Source organism: Novosphingobium sp. KACC 22771 (assembly GCF_028736195.1).
Taxonomy (GTDB): Bacteria; Pseudomonadota; Alphaproteobacteria; order Sphingomonadales; family Sphingomonadaceae; genus Novosphingobium.
The window spans coordinates 2286300-2307617 of the sequence record NZ_CP117881.1 but is presented as its reverse complement, the minus strand read 5'-3'; the positions used below and the strand labels follow the sequence as shown (position 1 = coordinate 2307617).

The window sequence follows — 21318 nt, the reverse complement described above, 5'->3', positions numbered from 1 at the left end:
CTATCTCTACTGGCCTTCGCGGCCGACTGGCCCTAGGATTTCCCTTATGGCTGAAAGCAAACCTACTGACACGCGTGCAAGTGAACCGCCCTTGCGCATCCATCTTATCCCCGTCACCGCATTCCAGCAGAATTGCTCGCTGGTGTGGTGTACGAAAACCATGCGCGGGGCGCTGATCGATCCGGGCGGCGATCTGGACAAGTTAAAGGCTGAGGTGGCCGCGCGCGGCGTTATCCTCGAAAAGCTGCTGGTGACGCATGGGCATATGGACCACTGCGGGCTGGCGGGCGTGCTGGCGCAGGATCTGGGCCTGCCCATCGAAGGGCCGCATGAGGATGACCGCTTCTGGATTGAGGGGCTGGACACTCCCAATATGCGGATGGGCCTTGCGGGCAAAAGTTTCGAGCCCGACCGCTGGCTGGTCGATGGGGATACGGTCAGCGTGGGCGAACTGGTGTTTCAGGTGCTCCACTGTCCGGGACATACGCCGGGCCATGTGGTGTTTTTCCATGAACCGTCGCGTCTGGCGATCGTGGGCGATGTGCTGTTTCAGGGGAGCATCGGGCGCACCGATTTTCCACGCGGCAATCATCAGCAATTGCTCGATTCGATTACGCAGAAGCTGTGGCCCTTGGGCAAGGACATCACCTTTGTCCCCGGCCATGGGCCATGCAGCACCTTCGGCCATGAGATGCTGACCAACCCGTTTGTGGGCAGCATCTATGGATAACATCATTTAATTATGGGCCGGGGGGCGGTTCAGATCACGCGAACCGCCGTCAGCACCGCAACCACCGCAAGGCCGAGTTGCACCAGATAGGCGCTGGCCGTGCCCACGGGTCGGCCGGGCTTGAAATTCCCGTCCATGCCAAAGGCGTGCATCACCCGCCCGCCCATGAACACCGCGCCCGCCACCGGCAGCCACCAGCGGCCCTTGCCCGCCAGTTCGACCACGGCGACGAGAATCAGGGTGATGGGTGTGTTCTCGATAAAGTTCGATTGGGCGCGCATGCGGGCATAGATCAGCGGGTCATTGCCATCGCCCATTTCGACCTTTCGCGCGATGCGCAGCCGCCCGATCCGCACCCCAAGCCAGAAATTGATGACGGCTGCCGCCGCGCAAAGGCACAGAGTTGTGGGCAAAAGCACAGGCGTAAGGCCAAGCAGGTTCATATTTGTATCTCCCTTGCGATCTTTCATGCGGGCCATAGCCATCAGCGACTTGCAACGCACGAGAAATCCGGTATAGGCGCCGCTTCGCATCCGCCTGTGCGGCAACGCATATCGGGCGGCTTTTGTCGTCTAATTCGTATATTTCAGGAATAGGTGCCGAAATGGCTGTCCCTAAGAGAAAAACTTCCCCCAGCCGTCGCGGCATGCGTCGCAGCCATGATGCGCTGAAGGTCGAAGCTTTCCACGAGTGCTCGAACTGCGGCGAGCTGAAGCGCCCGCACAACCTCTGCCCGTCTTGCGGCCATTACAATGGTCGTGAGATCATCGCAGTCGGTCTTTGATGTCCGGCCCCCGGTTGGGGGCCTGTGAAGGGGTAGTTGCATCATGAATTTTCCGCGTATCGCAATCGACGCGATGGGCGGGGATGAAGGTGTGCAGGTCATGGTCGCTGGTGCGGCCCTGGCGGCGGACCGTTATCCGCAGGTGCGCTTCCTCCTCGTGGGCGACCAATCGAGGATTGAGCAGACGCTGGATCGCCACTCGGCCCTGCGTCCGCTGGTAGAGATCCTCCACGCTGATGATGTCATCAGTGGGGAGGAAAAGCCAAGTCAGGCTCTGCGCCGCGCGCGGACCACCTCTATGGGCATGGCTATCCATGCCGTAAAGAATGGTTCGGCAGGCGCAGCCCTGAGCGCGGGCAATACCGGCGCGCTGATGGCCATGTCCAAGCTGGCCCTGCGCACGATACCCGGCATTGATCGCCCCGCCTTGGCCGCGATCATGCCCACGCTGCAGCCAAGCGATGTTGTGATGCTCGATCTGGGCGCCAACACAGAATGCGACGCGCGCAATCTGGTGCAATTTGCGATCATGGGCGCGGCCTATGCGCGGATTGTGAACAGCCAGCCCGAGCCGCGTGTCCGCCTGCTCAACATCGGCACCGAAGACAACAAGGGCACCGAGGAATTGCGCGATGCCGCCGCTTTGCTCAAAGAGCGGGCAGGCGACCTCTCGATGCTGTTCGATGGCTTTACCGAGGCGGACAAGATCTGTCGCGGTGAGGTTGACGTTGTTGTTACCGACGGCTTTTCCGGCAATATCGCCTTGAAGGCGATTGAAGGCACCGCCCGTTTTGTGGGTGATCTGCTGCGCCGCTCTTTCTCGTCCTCGCTGCGTTCGAAGATCGGCTTCCTGATCTCACGCCCCGCGACCGACCTGCTCAAGCATCATCTCGACCCCAATAACCATAATGGCGCCGTGTTTCTCGGCCTCAACGGGGTTGTCGTCAAAAGCCATGGCAGCGCCAATGCGCTGGGGGTGGCGAATGCGGTTGGGGTGACCCAGCGGCTGTTGGAGGAAAATCTGACCGAACGGATCAAGGCTGACCTGGCAAGGCTCGGCACCGAAACGCTGCGTGCGCCCCATAAGGTTACGGCTGAGGCTGGCCAGGGATGACGCGGCGTTCGGTTCTGATCGGTACGGGCAGCGCACTGCCCACGCGGGTTGTTTCCAATGCGGAACTGGCCGAAAAGGTGGACACCAGCGACGAGTGGATCGTTGAGCGCACCGGCATCCGCCAACGCTACCTGGCGGCCGAGGGAGAAACGACCTCCTCGCTGGCCACGGCGGCGGCACGTCAGGCGCTGGAAGCCGCAGGCGTTGAGGGCAAGGATATTGACCTCATCATTTTGGCCACGGCAACCCCGGATCAGACCTTTCCGGCGACGGCCACGATTGTGCAGCATGCGATTGGCGCCAATGGCGGAATCGCCTTTGACGTGGCGGCGGTCTGCTCTGGCTTCCTCTATGCGATGGGCGTGGCCGATTCGATGCTGCGCTGTGGTCAGGGGCGCCGCGCGCTGGTGATCGGCGCGGAAACTTTCAGCCGCATCCTTGATTGGGAAGACCGCACGACCTGCGTTCTGTTTGGCGACGGCGCGGGCGCCGTGGTGCTGGAGGCCCGCGAAAGCGAGGACGCCGACGCGCCCGGCATTCTGGCTACCAAGCTGCACGCCGATGGTGCGCATAACCAGCTGCTCTTTGTCGACGGCGGGGTTTCGACCACCGGGGATGTGGGCAAGCTGCGCATGAAGGGCCGCGAGGTATTTCGTCATGCGGTGGTCAATCTGACCACTGTTCTTGGCGAAGTGCTTGAAGAAGCAGGGTTTAAGCCGGAAGATATCGACTGGCTGGTGCCACATCAGGCCAATGCCCGCATTCTGGAGGCGACCGCCAAGAAGCTGCATATGCCTTCGGAAAAGGTCGTGGTGACGGTGCAGGATCACGCCAATACCTCGGCGGCTTCGGTGCCGCTGGCGCTGGATTGCGCGATCCGCGATGGGCGGATCCAGCCGGGCCAGCTGATCATGCTGGAGGCGATGGGCGGTGGATTTACGTGGGGCGCAAGCCTGATCCGCGTCTAAACCCTTTCTTTCAGTTTTGCTTATATAGCGTCGAATTCGGCGCGGGATAGCATTGTATTACCCGCGATATTTGCTATCTTGTGCGGCGAGGGGCGCCCACAAGAGGCTAATGGAGGGGGTAGTAGTGCGATCTATGTCTACTTTGACGAGAGCTGATCTGGCCGAAGCCATCAACCGCAAACTGGGCCTGTCGCGGGCCGATTCTTTGAACATGGTCGAATCGATCCTCGACCTCGTTTCTGACTCTCTGGCCGAGGGCGAGAACGTCAAGATTTCCGGCTTTGGCACATTCCTGCTGCGCGACAAGAGCGAGCGCGTGGGCCGTAATCCCAAGACCGGCGTTGAAGTTCCCATCACGCCTCGGCGCGTGCTGACCTTCCGCGCCAGCCAGATGCTGAAAGACCGCGTCGCGAATTGACGCGCGCGGTTGAAGGTTGACGGATGATGATCGGCGGAGTGTGGCTGGCATGACGGACAAGGCGCCTGACGCATTCCGCACGATCGGTGAAGTTTCCAAGGCACTGTCGATCCAACCGCATGTCCTGCGCTATTGGGAAGAGCAATTCCCGATGCTGCGGCCTGTAAAGCGCGCCGGGGGGCGGCGCCTTTATCGGCCTGAAGATGTCGAATTGCTCAGCACCATTGACCGATTGGTTCACCGTGAGGGTTTTACCCTGCGCGGGGCCAAGAAATGGCTGCAATCGCGCGACAAGGTGGAATTGGCGGAAGAACCCGCGCCCACCGTGGATGATCACTCCTTGCTGGATGATCTGATCGCGCTGCGGGCGCAATTGGCCGCGGCGCTGTTGTAAAACGCTGCTATTGTAAAACGCTAAAGCCTTTCAGGCCCCAGCTCCGGATCAAGATCGCGCGGGCGCATCAGGTGGACCAGCCGCGCCTGTCCTTCTTCAATATCGTGCCAACTGGTGACATCGACCTCCATCACCGCAAAGGCGGCGGTGGGGAATTTCTGCTCCACCACATCGCGCAGAGGCGAGGAACCATCATCGGGCACGAGGTCGAAAATCAGATCTTCCAACCCTGGATTATGCCCGACCAGCAGCACCGATTCCACTGCATCATCCTGATCGCGCAGCACGTCGAGCAGCGAGGCAGAGGAGGCGAGGTAAATGCGCCGGTCCCAGTTCACTGGCAGCGCATGGCCATAGCCGGCCCCTTGCGCCCCAAGCTCAATGGTTTCGGCGGCGCGCACGGCGGGCGATGCCAAAATGCGGTCCCAGCGCAGGCTGCGCTGCGCACAATATTCGTCGATATGCTTGCCCATCAACGGCGCACCCAGACGACCACGCGCATTGAGCGGGCGGTCGAAATCGCGCGCGCGGGCATCGCCCCAATCGGATTTGGCGTGACGCAACAGGCCCAGCGTTTTCATTGCACATCAACCATTCTGGTTCGCAGGCCGAGACTCGGTCTGCGATAAAGAGGAAGCATCGCCTGAAGCATGGGCGCGCAGCCTTTGTAAAGCCTCTGCAAGCGTGCAGCGCACAACCGGCGTGCCCGCAGGAAAGGCGGTCAGCAAGCGTGAGGGGAAGGCGGCGGACAGAACCACGAAATGCCCCCGGTCGCCGCGCCCCCGGATCAGTCGCCCAAACGCCTGTGCCAGACGCGCGCGGATGATGCGGTCATCATGGGCCTGCCCGCCCTGAGGATGAGCCAGACGGCGCGCGCGGTGCAGGATCGAGGGCTTGGGCCAAGGCACCTGCTCCATGATGACCAGCCGCAAAGAGTCGCCCGGCACGTCCACGCCATCGCGCAGTGCGTCCGTTCCCAACAAAGACGCATGGGGATCATCGCGGAAAATATCGACCAGCGTGCCGGTATCAATCGGATCAACATGCTGGGCATAGAGCGGCAGGCCGTTGCGCGCCATGCGGTCGGCAATGCGCCCATGGACCGCGCGCAACCGCCGGATCGCTGTGAACAGGCCCAGCGCGCCGCCGCCGCTCGCCTCGATCAATTGGCCATAGGCCCCGGCCAGCGCCGGAATATCGCCGCGCGGAATATCGGTGACGATCAGCACCTCGGCCTGATTGGCATAGTCAAAGGGGCTGTCGAAGGCGGCCACTTCGGGCGCGACCTCGATATGCGGCGCGCCCGAACGCGCCACCGCGCCTTCCCAGCTTTGCTCCCAATCCGCATCGCCTGCCCGGTCGCGCAGGGTCGCACTGGTCATCATCACCCCATGCGCGCCGTTCAGCACCGTGGCGGCAAAGGGCTGCATCGGGTCGACCCAGCGGCGGTGCAGGCCCATGTCATATTCGCGCCCATCGGCCCGGTCCACCGCCAGCCAATCGACAAAGCCCGGATCAACCGGCCCCGACAGCCGCGCCAGCAAAGCCTCCCACGCCGCGATCAGATCGACCCGCCATGTCAGCGAGGAGCGCGCCCCTTCGATCCGCGCCCGCCCTTGGCCGTCGAGCCAATCCGGTGGCTCGTCCATGATCGCCTCCAGCCGCAATCCCAACTGGATCAAGGGTTTGCGCAAGGCGGCCAGCGCCTCGCCTGCCGCCAGCGCTGCCTCGATAAACGGGCCGTCCAAAGAGGCTGCCTCGGTTTCCAAGCCATAGCCCGCCTCCTGCCCGCCGCTTTCGTCGCGGGCAAAGGTGGTGGCGCGCACGGCGGCCAGCAATTGTTCGATCTCGCCGCTTGGCTCGCCCTCGACCACGCGTTGCAGCCAGCCATCGCCCGGCAGCGCCTCGGCCGCCTCACGCGCGGCAGCGATGGCGCGCGCGCCTGCTTCGTCATAGCTGGCCACATCGGCCAACCGTGCGGAAAGACCCCGGCGGCGGCCCTTCGATCCCTTTTCCGGCCCGATCACCCAGCGGCGCAATTCGATGGCCTCGGCCCCCGTCAGGTCGGCGGAAAAGGTGCTGTCGGCGGCCTCGAACACATGGTGGCCTTCGTCAAACACGATGCGGGTGGGGCGCAGGGCGACATCCTTGCCCCGCGCCGCGTTCACCATCACCAGCGCGTGATTGGCGATCACCAGATCGGCCTCGGCGCTGGCGCGGGCGGAGCGTTCGATGAAGCATTTGCGGTAATGCGGGCAACCGGCATAGACGCATTCGCCGCGCCGGTCGGTCAGCGATGTGATCCCGCGCTGGCGGAACAAAGTCCCCAGCCAGCCCGGCAGATCGCCGCCGATCATGTCCCCATCCTGCGTATAGGCGGCCCAGCGCGCCACCAGTTGCGCGAGGATCGCCGCCCGTCCGCCAAAGCCGCCTTGCAGCGCATCCTCAAGGTTGAGCAGGCACAGGTAATTCTCACGCCCCTTGCGGACCACCACACGATTGGAATCGCCCCACACACGCCGCGCCTCGCGCCGCAATTGGCGTTGCAGCGCCTTGGTATAGGTCGAGACCCAAACCGTCCCCCCGCTGGCATGGGCCCAGAGCGAGGCGGGGGCCAGATAGCCCAGCGTCTTGCCGGTGCCGGTCCCCGCCTCGGCCAGCAGCATGTGGGGGGCGCCGCGCGCATTGCGGGGGGCAAAGATGTGGGCGGCGCGAGCGGCATAATCCTGCTGGCCCTGCCGCGCCTCGCTGCCATGGCCGGTGATATGGTCCAATTGGCTCAGCACATCGGCCCGGAGCAGATCGACCTGCGCGGGCTGGGGGCGCTCGGCGGTTTCCTCCCATTCGGGCAGGCGCGAGAACAGCCAGCGCTCGGCACGGGCGGGCTTGTCTATCGCGGTCGCCAGCACAGGCGCCCATGACCAGCGCAATTTGGCCAGCCCCTGCAGTGCGGTCCATGCGCCCTCGCGCTCCGCCCAATCGGGCGCGGCGCAGCGGGCGAGCAATGCGGCGGCGGCCTGTTGCAGCAGCAGCGGCACGTCGGCATCGCCCGAAGGCTCGGCCAGACCCAGCGCATGGGCCAACCCCTTTGGCGTGGGCACGACAAAGCGCGCGGGATGCACAAAGGCATAGAGTTCAAGCAGATCCAGCCCCGACAGATCGGGATAGCCCAACCGGCTGGCCACCAAGGGCGCGTTGAGGATCAGCAGCGGCGTGTCGGCGGCGGTGACAATCGCCTCGCCCTTGCCCACCGCGTTTGTGGCGGCGCCGCGCATGCGCAGCCAGCAACCGCTGTGATTGGCATGCAGGGCGGGCAGATCGAGCGCGGGGAGGGCGGGGGCTTCATCCATTGCCCCGACTGATGCCGGGGCGCGGGGCGATTGGCAATGGAGGCCGGGCCGGTTTTGCCCAATCAGGAGAACAAAATGCGTTCAATCAGGCTTGGCGCGGGCCGCAGCGGGCGGATCGGGCCGTAAAGACGCAGGCGGTCGCGCGGGTCCATGGGGCGCGTGACCGAGGCAGGGGCGGTTTGCGGACGACGAAGGTTCATGAGGCTCCTCAAGGCTCGCGAACTGGCAGAAGGCCAGATTGCCATGGTTCGCTGACCAAAATGCTAATCGGTCCTCAGGGTTCCTACGGGCCATGCACTTGCGCGATCCCATTACCTGCTTGCCATTTTGGGCCCCTTGGGCAAAAGGCGTGGCACTATGACAGACGAAGCACTTCTTGCCGCCGCACAGGTTTCCAAAGCATGGCCTTTCGAGGAGGCCCGCAAGATCGTGAAACGCTATCCGAACGGGAAACCGAACGGAGAGCCGGTGCTGTTTGAAACGGGTTATGGCCCATCGGGCCTGCCGCATATCGGCACCTTTCAGGAAGTTTTGCGCACGACGCTGGTGCGCCGCGCCTATGAAGTGCTGACTGGCGCGCCCACGCGTCTGGTGGCGTTTTCGGACGATATGGACGGGTTGCGCAAGGTGCCCGACAATGTGCCCAATGGGCAGGTGCTGGCCGACAATCTGGGCAAGCCTTTGAGCCGCATTCCCGATCCTTTCGGCACGCATGAGAGTTTTGCGCATCATAACAATGCGATGCTGCGCGAATTCCTTGACCAGTTCGGGTTTGACTACGAGTTCGTTTCGGCCAGCGACCGCTATAATTCGGGCGCGTTTGACGATGCGTTGCGCGGGGTGCTGCGCGCCTATGACAAGATCATGGGCATCATGCTGCCCACGCTGCGCGAGGAGCGCCGCAAGACCTATTCGCCGATCCTGCCCGTTTCCCCCAAGAGCGGGGTGGTGTTGCAGGTTCCCATCGAGGTGGTCGATGCCGAAACCGGCATGATCCGGTTCGAGGACGAAGGCGAGATCGTCGAGCAGAGCGTGTTCGGCGGCCGGTCCAAACTGCAATGGAAGGTCGATTGGGCCATGCGCTGGGTCGCGCTGGGGGTCGATTATGAAATGTGCGGCAAGGATCTGACCGACTCGGTGACGCAGAGCGGCAAGATCGCCCGCGTGTTGGGCGGGCAGAAGCCGGAGGGGCTGATCTACGAACTCTTCCTCGACGAGAAGGGCGAGAAGATCAGCAAGTCCAAGGGCAACGGCCTGACCATCGAGCAATGGCTGACCTATGGCAGCGAGGAGAGCCTCGGCTTCTACCTCTTCCGCGATCCCAAGAGCGCCAAGAGCCTGCACCCGGGCATCATCGGTCGCGCGGTGGATGAATATTGGCAGTTCCGCGAAAAGCTGCCGACCCAGCCGATTGAGCAGCAATTGGGCAATCCGGTGTGGCATTTGCTGCGCACCAATGGCTATCAGGGCGGTGAGGGCGACAAACTGCCCGTCAGCTTTGGCCTGTTGCTCAATCTGGTCGGCGTGCTTGGCGCGCATGCCACGCGCGATCAGGTCTGGTCCTACCTCGCCAACTATGTTGAAGATGCCCGCCCTGAAGCCCATCCCGCGCTCGATGCGCTGGTGACGCGCGCGCTGGCCTATAACCGTGACTTTATTGCCCCGACGCTGAACCGCCGCAAGCCCGAGGAAGGCGAGGCCGCCGCTCTGGCCGCGCTGGACGAGGAACTGGCCGCGACCAGCGATGATGCCACGGCCGAATTGCTGCAGAACATCGTCTATGAAATCGGCAAGGATCCGCATTTCGGCTTCGAAAGCCTGCGCGACTGGTTCAAGGCGCTATATGAGACGCTGCTGGGCAGTTCGCAGGGGCCGCGTATGGGCTCGTTCATCGCGCTCTATGGCGTGGAGAATACGCGCAAGCTGATTGCGGAGGCGTTGGAGGTGTGATGGATGCGGGGGACTAATCCCTCGCGCTCCCGTTACTGTCTGCGTTGCGCAAGGGGTTCGACCAAGAGTGTCGGACGCGGCGTCTCAAATTACAGCCTGCGGCGCCATACCATCGCGCCGCAGGCTGTAATTTCATCAGCACCCAAACCCGCCATCCAGCCATACCCCATTAACGGGATTGCAAAGGGACCGAGTCCCTTTGCCCGCCGGAGGCATAAACTCAAAAACCCTACTCCGTATCCGCCATCCGCGCCGACCATTCCCGCGTGCGATACCATTTGGTGATCACATATTTCTGCCCCTTGGTAACGGGCTTGGCGGCATGCTGGGTGTATGTGTTGACCTCGCCGTTGCGGTTGGCATTGTTCCACGCCAAGAGCATGCCCAGACGCGGCTGGACGCAAACGCCGACATGCATGAAGTCGGTCTCGCCGCCCTCGTCGGGTTCGTTCAGATAGATCATCGCGGTCCAACTGCGCTGTCCGCCGCAGGGCACTTCCTTCTGGAAATAGGCCGAGAGCGGGGGGAACCAATCGCAATGGCCGCGATATTCCTGCCCCACGGCATAGCGCTGCCCCTGGATGGCCTCGCCGCAGACCGGGTCGATGCCCATCAGGTCGTCGATCCGCCGCTCGATCATGGCCACAAATGGATTTTCGCGGTCCACATCGCCGGAAAAGCTGGTGCGATAGTCCTGCTGGTTGCCCGGTTCAAACGTGGCCGATGGCCGCGCCACCTCGTCCACCAGCGTCATGAAGCGATGGCATTCGGCGGCGGAGAGAAAATCGGTGATCGCATACATGTCCATCGTGTCGAGCGGCACGCGATAGGCATAGGGGTCGGCATCGAGCCGTGCGCGCACCGCCTCGCCTTGGGCAATCAGGGCGTCACGGTCGGGTGCGGGATCGGGTTGAGTCATAATGGGACGGGTATGAAACGAAACAGGGTGGGGGATCAACCCCACCCTGTCCCTTGCGACCCTTGCGGGCTCAATCACCAGAAAAAATCGTAAAGCACGTCAACGACTTCCCCGGTGTATGTGTCGACGAGCAGAGCATCGTCATAATAGCGAACCCATTGATAGGGCCCGTAAACCGCAGGCAGGCGGTAGTTGTACGGGTCATAGATCACATAGCTCTGGCTGTAGAACAGCGGTTGCAGGAACAGACCCACGCTGAGCCGACGATAGGCATAGCCGCGATAGGGCGGGTTATAGCGCCCGATGTGGAACGCCATGCGGTTCGCAGACCGATAACGCTGCCAGTCGTAGCGGTTGTCGCGGCGCCAATCCTGCGTCCAGCGGCGATAGTCGCCGCGCTGCGCATTCATGCCGGGGCCGCGATTAATGCCGCCCTGAGGTCCACGATCCCAGCCTTGCGGCGCGCGATTGACGCCGCCTTGGGGCCAGCCCGGCGTGCCGCGCCAGCTTTCATTGCCGCCGCGCCAACCTTCACCGGGGCGGGGACCATCGCGACGACCTTCATCGCGGCGGGCTTCATCGCGGCGCTGCCAATCGCCACGCTGCCCGTCACCACGCTGCATGTCGCCGCGCGGCCCGTCGTTGCGCTGGGGCTGAACATTGCCCGGGCCGCCGTTCCAGCCGCCACGGTCAGGGCCGCGATTGCCCCCGTTCCACCCGCCGTTCATGCCGCCCGGCGCCGCAGGGGCAGGGGGCGCAGGTGGAGCAGGTCGCGCGGCAGGCGCCGCATTGCCGCCGCCCCAACCGGGCTGACCTTGCGGACGGCCCTGAGGCTGTCCTTGCGGCTGACCCGGCATTGGCCCGCCGCCGCCACGGCGCTCGCCGCCCGACACGTCGGCGCCGCGCCAGCCACCATGGCCGCCGCGATCGCCCTGATGCTCCTGCGCCATCGCCTGCACCGGAATGGAAACCAGCGCCAAGCCCATCGCCAGACTGGCCAGAGGGCGCATCCGCCTGTTATTCGTCTTCATAAGCCACCTCCCAGACAAAGCGTTGGCCGGACGCCACACTTCCCATCGTATGGCCGGTTCACTTCCTGTAGGCCCGATATAGGCGCATGGCGCTGTCGGCAGTCTGAACCGTCCTTTTCCCTCTTGTTCATACAAAAAGGGGCGACAGGTTAATGCCTGCCGCCCCTTTTTGTTCAACGAACCTGCGTTTTAGCGAGTCAGTTTCTTGTAGGCGCCCGCGCTGGCGCGGTCGGCCGCATCGCCAAGGCGGCGACGCTTGTCCTCTTCATAGGCCTCGAAATTGCCTTCAAACCATTCAACATGACCATTGCCTTCAAAGGCAAGGATATGCGTGGCCAGACGGTCGAGGAAGAAGCGGTCGTGGCTGATGACCACGGCGCAACCGGCGAAGTTTTCGATGGCTTCTTCCAGAGCGGCCAGCGTTTCCACGTCAAGGTCGTTGGTCGGTTCGTCGAGCAGCAGCACGTTGCCGCCGCGCTTCAGCATCTTGGCGATGTTGACGCGGTTACGCTCACCGCCCGACAGCTTGCCGACGTTCTTCTGCTGATCCTGACCCTTGAAGTTGAAGGCGCCGACATAGGCGCGCGTCGAGGTGTCGAACCCGTTGACCTTCATGTAATCCAGACCGTCGGAGATTTCTTCCCAAACGTTCTTGGTCGGATCGAGGTGATCGCGGCTCTGGTCCACATAGCCCAAGCGGACCGTCGAACCGATTTCGATCGTGCCGGAATCGGGCTGTTCCTGACCCGTGATCATCTTGAACAGCGTCGACTTGCCCGCGCCGTTCGGCCCGATCACGCCCACAATGCCGCCCGGCGGCAACAGGAACGACAGGTCGTTGAACAGCACCTTGTCGCCAAACGCCTTGGAGATGTTCTTGGCCTCGATCACCTTGCCGCCCAGGCGCTCGGGCACCTGAATGACGATCTGGGCCTTGCCGGGACCGCGGTTTTCCTGGCTGGCGACCAGTTCCTCAAACTTCTTGATACGAGCCTTGGACTTGGTCTGGCGGCCCTTGGTGCCGGCGCGGATCCATTCCAATTCGTCGTTGATCGCCTTCTGGCGGCCGGTGGCCTCGCGGTCTTCCTGCGCCAGACGCTGGCTCTTCTTTTCTAGATAGGTCGAGTAATTGCCCTCGTAGGGGAAGTACTTTCCACGGTCGAGTTCGAGGATCCAGCCCACCACATTGTCAAGGAAGTAGCGGTCGTGGGTGATCATCAGCACCGCGCCGTGATAGTCCTTGAGGTGGTTTTCCAGCCATTCCACGCTTTCCGCGTCCAGGTGGTTGGTCGGTTCGTCGAGCAGCAGAATGTCGGGCTTCTGGATGAGCAGGCGGGTGAGCGCGATACGGCGGCGTTCACCGCCCGACAGGCTCTCCACCGGCCAGTCGCCGGGGGGGCAGCGCAGCGCTTCCATGGCGATCTCAAGCTGGTTGTCCAGCGTCCAGCCGTCCACCGCGTCGATCTTGTCCTGCAATTCGGCCATTTCGGCGCCCAGCGCGTCAAAATCGGCGTCCTCTTCGGCCATTTCCATGCCGATCTGGTTGAACCGGTCAACCATGTCGGCCGTGGCGCGCGCGCCGTCCTTGACGTTTTCCAGCACCGTCTTGGAATTGTCGAGCTGCGGCTCCTGCTCCAGATAGCCGACAGTGATATTCTCACCCGCCCAGGCCTCGCCGGTAAAATCGGTGTCAATCCCGGCCATCACCTTGATCAGCGTCGATTTACCCGCACCGTTGGGCCCCACGATGCCGATCTTGGCGCCCTGATAGAATTGCAGGCTGATGTTGTTCAGCACCGGCTTTTGCGCGCCGGGGAAAGTTTTCGTCATGTTCTTCATGACGAAGGCATATTGGGCGGCCACGTGGCGGTCTCCAGATAAACGGATGAGGATTTGCGCGCCGCTCTACATCCTGGGCGGGCAGTTGCCAAGCGGGCGCTTGGACGATAGCCTTGACCTATGCGAAAATTATACAGCCTGCTGGCTCTTTCCGCCGCCCTTTTGGCCCATCCTGCCGCAGCGGCCGGGGGCGATGCTCATTCATCAGAGGCTTTGGCCATCATCACCGACCTGACCACCGATGTGGGCCAGCGGCTTGGCGGCACCGACCGCGAGGCGGCCGCGCGCGATTGGGCGGTGGCGCGGCTGCGGGCGCTGGGCTTTGCCAATGTGCGCGCCGAGCCTTTCCCGATTGCCGGATGGGTGCGCGGCGAGGAAAAGGCCGCGATCACCGCGCCCGTGCCGCAAAAGTTGGCCGTGACGGCGCTGGGCTATTCCGGGGCGACGCCGCCGCAGGGTGTGACGGGCGAACTGGTCTATTTCCCCACGCTCGATGCGCTGAAACTGGCGCCCGAGGGGTCGCTGCGCGGCAAGATCGCCTTTGTTGACCATGCCATGAAGGCGGCGCAGGACGGGGGCGGCTATGGCCCCTTTGGCGCGGCGCGGCGGCAGGGGCCGTCCATTGCGGCGGCCAAGGGCGCGTCGGCGCTGCTGATCCGCTCGATCGGGACCGACCATGCGCGCAGCCCCCACACCGGCGTCACACGCATGCCGCCCAAGGGCGAGCCTTTGCCTTCGGGAGCGGTATCCAATCCCGACGCCGATCTCATCGCGCGGCTGGCCGCCAAGGGGCAGCCTTTGACCGCCAGCGTCACCTTGACCCCGCGTTTCACGGGGCAGGTGATGTCGGGCAATGTGATCGCCGAATTGCCGGGGCGCGATCCGAAACTCGCGCCGATCCTCGTTGCCTGCCATCTCGACAGTTGGGATCTGGGGCAGGGGGCGATTGATGACGCCTCGGGCTGCGGCATCATCACCGCCGCGGCGCTGGAGGCCAGCAGGTCGGGCCAACTGGCGCGCACGATCCGCGTGCTCTGGGCCGGGACCGAGGAGATGGGCGGCTTTGGCGGGCAGGCCTATGCCAAGGCCCATGGCAATGAACCCCACGCCCTGGTGATGGAATCCGACACCGGGGCCGACCGCGTGTTCCGCTTCCTGTTCCGCATGGCCCCGCAGGACAAGCCGCTGGCCGAGCGGATTGGGGCCGAATTGGCCAAGATGGGCATCTATACCGGCGAAGGTACGCCGGAGGGCGGCGAGGATGTCGGCTATATTGCGGAGAAGCAGAAACTGGCCGTGATCGACCTTAATCAGGACATGACGCGCTATTTCGACTGGCACCACACGCCCGACGATACGCTGGACAAGATCGACCCTGTGCAATTGCAGCAGAATGTCGACGCATGGGCGGCGGTATTGAAAATTCTGGGTTCCTATACCGGCACGATCAACCCGGCAGGCAATCCGGCGGAATGATCATGCGTTGGCGGGCAGGGGCGCGACCTCGGCCCGCCGCTGTCCCCGGATCGCCCAGTAAAGCTGGACGATGGCGCGCGGCAGCAGGGCATAGCCGACCAGATACCACGGGTTCATGATCGCGCCCCAATAGAACGTGTCGGCACGCGAAAACATGGCGATCATGATCGCATAGCCCCATACCAGCAGATTGGCGAAAACCCCCTCACGCCCGCCCAGCGCCAGCCATCCCGCCAGCGGCAGAGCGGCCCCGAACAGCGCCCAGTGCAAAGGCAGGCGTTGCAGGGGCGTCGTGAAGATCACCGCCTTCAAAAACCCTGAAAAGCCCTGCATGGCGTGCCACCCCTGCGACTGGATATCGCCGGGGCGCCATTGCGCCATGGCCAATTGCGCGTGCAGCGCCATGAACATACCCCATGCTGCGATCAGGGCCACCCAAGCGCCCACTTCGACCCAGCGGCGGTTCCAGCCCGCATAGACCAGCGCCAGCAGCGCAAAAGGCAGCGCCAGTTCGCGGATAAACAGCCCCGCGCCCAGCACCGGCACCACATACCACCACTGGCGCGGCCATCCGATCACCCCGGCAAAGGCCACCGCAATGCAAAGGCCCGCCGGATATTCCTGCAACGCCATCAGCCAGTCCGAGGACACCGCCGTGCCCCCCACCGCCACAGCCGCCCCGGCCAAAAAACGCTCTGTTCCCGTCAGCCGCCCCTCATGTGCGATGGCCCATGTGAAGATCCCGGCCACCAGCATCACGATGCACAGTTTCTGAAAACCCTTCCAACCGATGATGGCGGTGATTTCCATCTCCGTGGGCGGGCGCATGGTGAAAAAGGGTTTAAGGGGATAGTGATGCGCCCGGTGCAATTCGGCGGCGGATTGATGATAGGGTTTGCCCAGCGCCACCTGCGCGGCAATGTCGTGATAGAGGCGCGCATCGGTATAGCCGCCCTTTTTCGCGGTTTTGATCGGCGGGGGCGTCACCGAAAAGCACCATGCCGTCACGGCAAGCATCAGCAAAGCGAACAGGATCGCGGCGGGGCGGGGAAGTCTGGCTAACACGCGCCTTCCTTTGGCCAATCCGCGCGCCGATGCAAGAGGCCAGATGCGCGAGACCGTTGCCATATAGGTAGATTTGCCGGGCGCGGCATAAGCTCTGATTTTTCCGTATCGGGATTAAGAACCTTGGCTGGATCGAAACAGGATGAGAGGTCGTGCGCGTGCTTTCCCGGATCAGTTCAGCCGCTGGTACTCGTCAAAGTATCCGCCAAAAGCTGGTGTTCTGCCTTGGCGCGCTGGCGGCGGTCAGCGTGGTTCAGGTGTCGGCGGCGACCTTTCTGCATTACCGACTCTATGCCGCCAATCAGGCGTTGAGCGCAGCAGCGGGCGCGGCGGGCGGCGTGGACGGGCTGATCATGGCCGCAATCATCACCACGCTGATCACCATCGTGGTGGGGGCGGGCACCTTGCTGTGGGCGGGCATGTTCGTCTCGCGTGCGGTGGTCGATCCGGTTTCGCATCTGGCGCAATGTCTGAATGCGATGGCTTCGGGCGATTATGATGTCGCGCTTGATGGCGCAGACAATGGCGACGAGGTGGCCCAGATGTATGCCGCCGCCGCGGTGTTTCGCCAGACCGCTCTGGCCAAACAGGCGGCCGATGAGCAGCAGCACAAGGTGGTGCGGGCCTTGACCGAGGGGCTGGACCGGCTGGCGGCGCAGGATCTGGAATTTCGCATCGAGACGGCTTTTCCCGCCGATTACGAGCAACTGCGCGTCAATTTCAATCAGGCGCTGATCTCGCTGGCCAAGGCGATCGGTTCGGTGCGCGTGGGCGCGGCCAGCGTGATGGAATCCATTCAGGACATCCGCAGCGCCAGCGACGATATGGCCCATCGCAACACCCAGCAGGCCGCTACGCTGGAAGAAACCGCCGCCGCCATGAGCCAGGTGACCGATGGCGTGCAGGAAACCGCCACCCGGGCCGCCGAGGTGCAGCGCGCCATTGCCGAGACCTGCACACAGGCCGACGAGGGCGCGGGCGTGGTGACGCGGGCGATTGACGCCATGGCGGCGCTCGAAAGCTCGGCCACGGAAATCGGCAAGATCGTTGGCGTGATCGACGGCATTGCGTTTCAGACCAATCTGCTGGCCTTGAATGCCGGGGTTGAGGCCGCGCGTGCGGGCGAGGCGGGCAAGGGATTTGCCGTGGTGGCCAGCGAGGTACGCGCCCTGGCCCAGCGCAGCGCGGATGCGGCGCGCAACATCGGCGGCCTGATCCACGATTCGGCCGATCAGGTGTCGGGCGGCGTGGTTCTGGTGCGCGAAACGGGCGATCTGCTGCGCCTCATCATGGGCCGCGTGGGCGAGATCAACGAGGTGATCACCGACATCGCCACCAGCGCCGAATTGCAGGCGCAGAATATCCAGCAGGTCAACAATGCCGTGTGCGAATTGGACCGCGTAACCCAAAAGAACGCCGCCATGGTCGAGCAGACGACCGCCGCCACGCGCGATCTGGCGCATGAGGCAGAACAGCTCTCCGCCATGGTGCGTACGTTCCGCACCCGCGACAGGGACGCCGGTGCCCAATCCGCGCAGAAGGCCACCGCGCGCCGCCTGAGCAGCGCGGCCCAGCGCGATGTCCAGCGCAACGTGATGTCGGTTGCGGGCAATCTCGCGCTGGCCCCCGCGCCGTCGGGCGATGACTGGAGCGAGTTTTAGGCCGATGCAAAGAGTTTGCGGGTGAGACAGTCCGGCGCTTTGTCAAATTTACCGACATTTTACGTCTCATCCCTAAGTCTTGCCCCATAGCCCGCCTGATGGCCGGCGCCAAACTTGAGCAGGCCGATGATTCGTCTTTTCAAACATTACATCCCCCATTCGGTGATCCTGCTTGGATTGATCGATCTGGCCCTGCTGATGATTTCGGGCGACTTTGCATGGCGCCTGCGGGCGGACCAGTTGGGCATGCCCTCGGAAAGTTTTGAAACGCGTTTGCAGCCGCTGATCGCCTTTGCGCTGGTGATGCAGATGGCGATGATCGCGGTGGGGGTTTACGGGGCCGATGCCTTGCGCTCGGTGCGGTTTGCCTCGGCGCGGCTGCTGGTTGCGGTGTCGCTGGGCGTGATCGCGCTGGCGCTGTTCAACTCGCTGTTCACCAGCCAGATTTTCTGGCGCTCGACCCTGTTCTACGCGATGCTGGGCGCGATCGCGCTCTTGATGATGAACCGGCTGGTGGTGGGCGGCATTCTGGGCACCTCGGCCTTTCGTCGCCGGGTGCTGGTGCTGGGCGCGGGCCACCGGGCACAGCGCCTGCGCGAACTGGGCGAAAAGACCGAGAGCGGGTTTGTCATCGTCGGCTATGTCGGCATGAGCGAGGCGGCGCCGATTGTTGAAGAGGCGATCCCGCGCACCGCGATCCACAATCTCAAGCGCCATGTCGAAAACCTTGGCGTGTCCGAGGTTGTGCTGGCGCTGGAAGAGCGGCGCAATTCGCTGCCCTTGAAGGATCTGTTGCGGATCAAGACGGCGGGCGTTCACGTCAATGACTTCTCCAGCTTTATGGAGCGCGAGACGGGCCGGGTTGATCTCGACACGGTCAACCCCAGCTGGTTCATCTTTTCGGACGGCTTTTCCTCGGGCCGCGCCTTTTCCAGCGCCGCCAAGCGCATCTTTGATGTTATCGTCAGCCTCGTCCTGCTGACCATCACCGCGCCGGTGATCGTGCTTTTCGCCATTCTTGTAAAGCTGGACAGCAAAGGCCCCGCCTTCTTCCGCCAGCGCCGCGTGGGCCTTTATGGCCAGAGTTTTGATGTCATCAAGCTGCGCTCTATGCGATTGGACGCCGAGGCCAATGGCGCGCAATTTGCCGCCAAGAACGACCCGCGCGTCACCCGCATCGGCAATTTCATCCGCAAGGTGCGCATCGACGAATTGCCCCAGACGTGGAGCGTGCTGAAAGGCGAGATGAGCTTTGTCGGCCCGCGCCCGGAACGCCCCGAATTCGTCTCCGATCTTGAGGACAAGCTCTCCTATTATGCCGAGCGCCATATGGTCAAACCGGGCATCACCGGCTGGGCGCAGGTCAACTACCCCTATGGCGCCAGCCTTGAGGATTCGCGCAACAAGCTGGAATATGACCTCTATTACGTGAAGAATTATACGCCTTTCCTCGACATCCTGATCATCCTGCAAACGATGCGCGTGGTGCTCTGGCACGAGGGAGCCCGCTAGGATGTCGGCGGGCCCCGGCCTGTGGGGCTGGGTGGCCAGCACCGCGCATGTGGCGGGCGCCTGCGCCGCGATCACGGTCGCCGTCAGCATCTGGGGCCAGCGCGAGCGCTATAGCGGAGCGGGCAAGGCCATTGTCGCCTCGCTGGCGATGACGGCGCTGTGGTGCCTTGCCGTGGTGGTCGAGGGTGAACTCAGCCTCGTGGCGCAAGGGCTGCTGGGATTGCGCAATCTGTCCTATCTCTGGGCCATCTATGCGATGTTTGCCAGCGATGGCCGCCATACCAGCCTGACCGAGGTGGGGCCGGTGGTGGCCGTGCTCTGCCTTGTCGATATTCTGGTGCCCGCGGTGCAATTTGTTGAACATCGCATCAACCCCGCGCTGCTGGGCGAGGTCGAGCTTTATCAATTGAACATCATGCTGGCGATGCTGGGCGTGGTGGGTTCGCTGGTGCTGGTCCACAATCTCTATGCCAGCGCGTCGAGCACCGGGCGCCAGATGCTGCGCTGGCCTGCGCTGGCGCTGGCGACGGTGTGGGTGTTTGAACTCAACCTCTATACGGTGGCCTATCTGGCCAAGCATTGGCCTGTTGAGCTTGCCTCGCTGCATGGGCTGCTGGACATCGGCTTTGCGGGAATCATGGCGCTGGGCGCGGCCAAAGGGCGTGAGGCTCTGCGGCTGAAGCCATCGCGCACGGTGACGTTTCAGTCGATTTCGCTGATCGTGATCGGCCTCTATTTCGTGGGCATGATCGCGATCGCCCGCTGGCTGGCCAGCGCGGGGGGAGAACTTGGCCGGTGGTGGCAGTTCAGCTTCCTGATCGCGGCGATTTCGGCGGCGGCCTTGCTGCTGCCCTCGCGGCGGATGCGGGGCTGGATGCGGGTGATGTTCACCAAGCATTTCTTTCAGCATCGCTACGACTACCGCGAGGAATGGCTGCGTTTTGCCCGCACCATCGGCGGGCAGGGCAGGGACGCGGCCCCGCTCCACCAGCGCGCCGTGCAGGCGATGGCCGATATCACCGACAGCCCGGCTGGCCTGTTGCTGACGCCCGATGAGACCGGCGAAATGGTGCTGGCCGCGCGCTGGCAATGGCCGACCGCCGAGGTTCCGGCTCAGGCATTGGGCTTGGCCGCTGCACATTTTCTGGCCGCCAGTGATCATATCATCGACTTGGACACCGTGCGCAGCGATGGCGACAGCGGGATCGCCATCCCCGAATGGCTGCGCGAGGAAAGCCGGGCGTGGGCTGTTGTGCCCTTGCAGCATAACGGGCGGCTGCTGGGCGCCGTGATCCTTGCCCGCCCGCCCCATGACCGCAAGCTGGACTGGGAGGACTTCGACCTCCTGCGCGTGGTGGCCCAGCAGATCGGCACCTATCTGGCCGAGCATCAGGGGCAGCAGGCGTTGGCCGAGGCGGCGCGGTTTGATGAATTCCACCGCCGCATCGCTTTTGTCATGCATGACATCAAGAACCTGTCGAGCCAACTCTCCCTGTTGGCCCGCAACGCCGAGCGCCACGCCGAAAACCCCGATTTCCGGGCGGACATGCTCGTCACCCTGCGCAATTCGGCCGACAAGCTCAACCATCTGGTTGCCCGCCTCTCGCGCTATGGCACCAGCGCGGGCGACAAGGCCGAGCCGGTCGAGGTGGGCGCATTAGCGCGGCAATTGGCCGAAACCTTCCGCGTGCGCCACAATGTTCAGGTGATCGAGCGCGACACCTGCACCATCGCGGGCCAGAGCCACAGCATCGAACAGGTGCTGACTCATCTGATCCAGAATGCGGTGGACGCCAGCGAGCCCGAAATGCCGGTCTTTGTCTCGATTTCCGGGGATGGCCTGTATGGCCGGATCGAGATCGTCGATTCAGGCCATGGAATGGCCCCCGAATTTGTCCGCAACCGCCTGTTCAAGCCTTTCGATTCATCGAAACCGGGCGGCTTTGGCATCGGCGCCTATGAGGCGCGCGAATTGGTGCGCGCAATGCACGGGCGGCTGGAGGTGGAGAGCCGCGAGGGCATCGGCACGCGCTTTATCGTACGCCTGCCTTTGGCCAGCGCGGCCGAAATTCTGAAAACCATGGATAATGAGCAAAAGGTTGCCTGA

Annotated in this window: 19 protein-coding genes; 11 read left to right on the top strand and 8 right to left on the bottom strand. The window is 63.4% G+C overall.

The genetic code is table 11. The features are described 5' to 3' along the window. The first annotated feature begins 46 nt into the window (after nucleotides 1–46). The gene (locus PQ467_RS10490; protein ID WP_274173365.1) at nucleotides 47–730 is read left to right on the top strand and encodes an MBL fold metallo-hydrolase; all 684 of its coding nucleotides are present in this window, start codon (nucleotides 47–49) and stop codon (nucleotides 728–730) included. Nucleotides 731–759: 29 nt separating this feature from the next. Here PQ467_RS10490 and PQ467_RS10485 read toward each other — a convergent pair whose 3' ends face one another. Next, nucleotides 760–1173: an MAPEG family protein gene (locus tag PQ467_RS10485; RefSeq protein WP_274173364.1), complete on the bottom strand. Its 414-nt coding sequence runs from the start codon at nucleotides 1171–1173 to the stop codon at nucleotides 760–762. 161 nt (nucleotides 1174–1334) lie between these two features. Here PQ467_RS10485 and rpmF point away from each other — a divergent pair, with 161 nt between their 5' ends. The 5 genes from rpmF to PQ467_RS10460 all read left to right on the top strand — a co-directional run bounded on the left by rpmF (nucleotide 1335) and on the right by PQ467_RS10460 (nucleotide 4408). Further along, nucleotides 1335–1514 carry a 50S ribosomal protein L32 gene (gene rpmF, locus PQ467_RS10480; RefSeq protein ID WP_127707171.1) on the top strand — a complete coding sequence of 60 codons (180 nt, stop codon included), beginning with the start codon at nucleotides 1335–1337 and terminating at the stop codon, nucleotides 1512–1514. Between the two features lie 43 nt (nucleotides 1515–1557). Continuing rightward, nucleotides 1558–2628, top strand: a complete 1071-nt coding sequence (gene plsX, locus PQ467_RS10475) for a phosphate acyltransferase PlsX (RefSeq protein WP_274173363.1) — start codon at nucleotides 1558–1560, stop codon at nucleotides 2626–2628. Next, entirely contained in the window at nucleotides 2625–3596 is a 972-nt protein-coding gene (locus PQ467_RS10470) for a beta-ketoacyl-ACP synthase III (RefSeq protein WP_274173362.1), read from the top strand. Before plsX ends, PQ467_RS10470 begins: the two co-directional genes overlap by 4 nt. A gap of 133 nt (nucleotides 3597–3729) precedes the next feature. Further along, entirely contained in the window at nucleotides 3730–4014 is a 285-nt protein-coding gene (locus PQ467_RS10465; RefSeq protein WP_168605241.1) for an integration host factor subunit alpha, read from the top strand. A 49-nt stretch (nucleotides 4015–4063) separates the two neighbouring features. Beyond that, entirely contained in the window at nucleotides 4064–4408 is a 345-nt protein-coding gene (locus tag PQ467_RS10460; RefSeq protein WP_274173361.1) for a MerR family transcriptional regulator, read from the top strand. Nucleotides 4409–4428: 20 nt separating this feature from the next. Here PQ467_RS10460 and PQ467_RS10455 read toward each other — a convergent pair whose 3' ends face one another. The 3 genes from PQ467_RS10455 to PQ467_RS10445 all read right to left on the bottom strand — a co-directional run bounded on the left by PQ467_RS10455 (nucleotide 4429) and on the right by PQ467_RS10445 (nucleotide 7958). After that, the gene (locus PQ467_RS10455) at nucleotides 4429–4989 is read right to left on the bottom strand and encodes a SixA phosphatase family protein (RefSeq protein WP_274173360.1); all 561 of its coding nucleotides are present in this window, start codon (nucleotides 4987–4989) and stop codon (nucleotides 4429–4431) included. 6 nt (nucleotides 4990–4995) lie between these two features. Next, on the bottom strand, nucleotides 4996–7758 hold the full coding sequence (locus tag PQ467_RS10450; protein WP_274173359.1) for an ATP-dependent DNA helicase: 2763 nt from the start codon (nucleotides 7756–7758) through the stop codon (nucleotides 4996–4998). Nucleotides 7759–7820: 62 nt separating this feature from the next. Continuing rightward, nucleotides 7821–7958, bottom strand: a complete 138-nt coding sequence (locus PQ467_RS10445) for a hypothetical protein (protein ID WP_274173358.1) — start codon at nucleotides 7956–7958, stop codon at nucleotides 7821–7823. 157 nt (nucleotides 7959–8115) lie between these two features. On the opposite strand from PQ467_RS10445, the gene PQ467_RS10440 reads away from it, so the two are divergent. Then, on the top strand, nucleotides 8116–9708 hold the full coding sequence (locus tag PQ467_RS10440; RefSeq protein WP_274173357.1) for a lysine--tRNA ligase: 1593 nt from the start codon (nucleotides 8116–8118) through the stop codon (nucleotides 9706–9708). A gap of 229 nt (nucleotides 9709–9937) precedes the next feature. Here PQ467_RS10440 and PQ467_RS10435 read toward each other — a convergent pair whose 3' ends face one another. The 3 genes from PQ467_RS10435 to ettA form a co-directional block, all read right to left on the bottom strand. After that, on the bottom strand, nucleotides 9938–10627 hold the full coding sequence (locus PQ467_RS10435; RefSeq protein ID WP_274173356.1) for a prolyl hydroxylase family protein: 690 nt from the start codon (nucleotides 10625–10627) through the stop codon (nucleotides 9938–9940). Nucleotides 10628–10701: 74 nt separating this feature from the next. After that, entirely contained in the window at nucleotides 10702–11658 is a 957-nt protein-coding gene (locus PQ467_RS10430) for an RcnB family protein (RefSeq protein ID WP_274173355.1), read from the bottom strand. A 189-nt stretch (nucleotides 11659–11847) separates the two neighbouring features. After that, a complete protein-coding gene (gene ettA / locus PQ467_RS10425) occupies nucleotides 11848–13521 on the bottom strand; it encodes an energy-dependent translational throttle protein EttA (RefSeq protein WP_274173354.1) in 1674 nt (557 codons plus the stop codon). 96 nt (nucleotides 13522–13617) lie between these two features. Here ettA and PQ467_RS10420 point away from each other — a divergent pair, with 96 nt between their 5' ends. Further along, nucleotides 13618–14973, top strand: a complete 1356-nt coding sequence (locus PQ467_RS10420; RefSeq protein ID WP_274173353.1) for a M28 family peptidase — start codon at nucleotides 13618–13620, stop codon at nucleotides 14971–14973. Here PQ467_RS10420 and PQ467_RS10415 read toward each other — a convergent pair whose 3' ends face one another. Next, the gene (locus PQ467_RS10415; RefSeq protein WP_274173352.1) at nucleotides 14974–16038 is read right to left on the bottom strand and encodes a hypothetical protein; all 1065 of its coding nucleotides are present in this window, start codon (nucleotides 16036–16038) and stop codon (nucleotides 14974–14976) included. A gap of 152 nt (nucleotides 16039–16190) precedes the next feature. On the opposite strand from PQ467_RS10415, the gene PQ467_RS10410 reads away from it, so the two are divergent. The 3 genes from PQ467_RS10410 to prsK all read left to right on the top strand — a co-directional run bounded on the left by PQ467_RS10410 (nucleotide 16191) and on the right by prsK (nucleotide 21318). Continuing rightward, a complete protein-coding gene (locus tag PQ467_RS10410) occupies nucleotides 16191–17699 on the top strand; it encodes a methyl-accepting chemotaxis protein (protein ID WP_274173351.1) in 1509 nt (502 codons plus the stop codon). 126 nt (nucleotides 17700–17825) lie between these two features. After that, nucleotides 17826–19211 carry a TIGR03013 family XrtA/PEP-CTERM system glycosyltransferase gene (locus tag PQ467_RS10405; protein ID WP_274173350.1) on the top strand — a complete coding sequence of 462 codons (1386 nt, stop codon included), beginning with the start codon at nucleotides 17826–17828 and terminating at the stop codon, nucleotides 19209–19211. 1 nt (nucleotide 19212) lies between these two features. Continuing rightward, nucleotides 19213–21318: an XrtA/PEP-CTERM system histidine kinase PrsK gene (prsK, locus tag PQ467_RS10400; protein WP_274173349.1), complete on the top strand. Its 2106-nt coding sequence runs from the start codon at nucleotides 19213–19215 to the stop codon at nucleotides 21316–21318.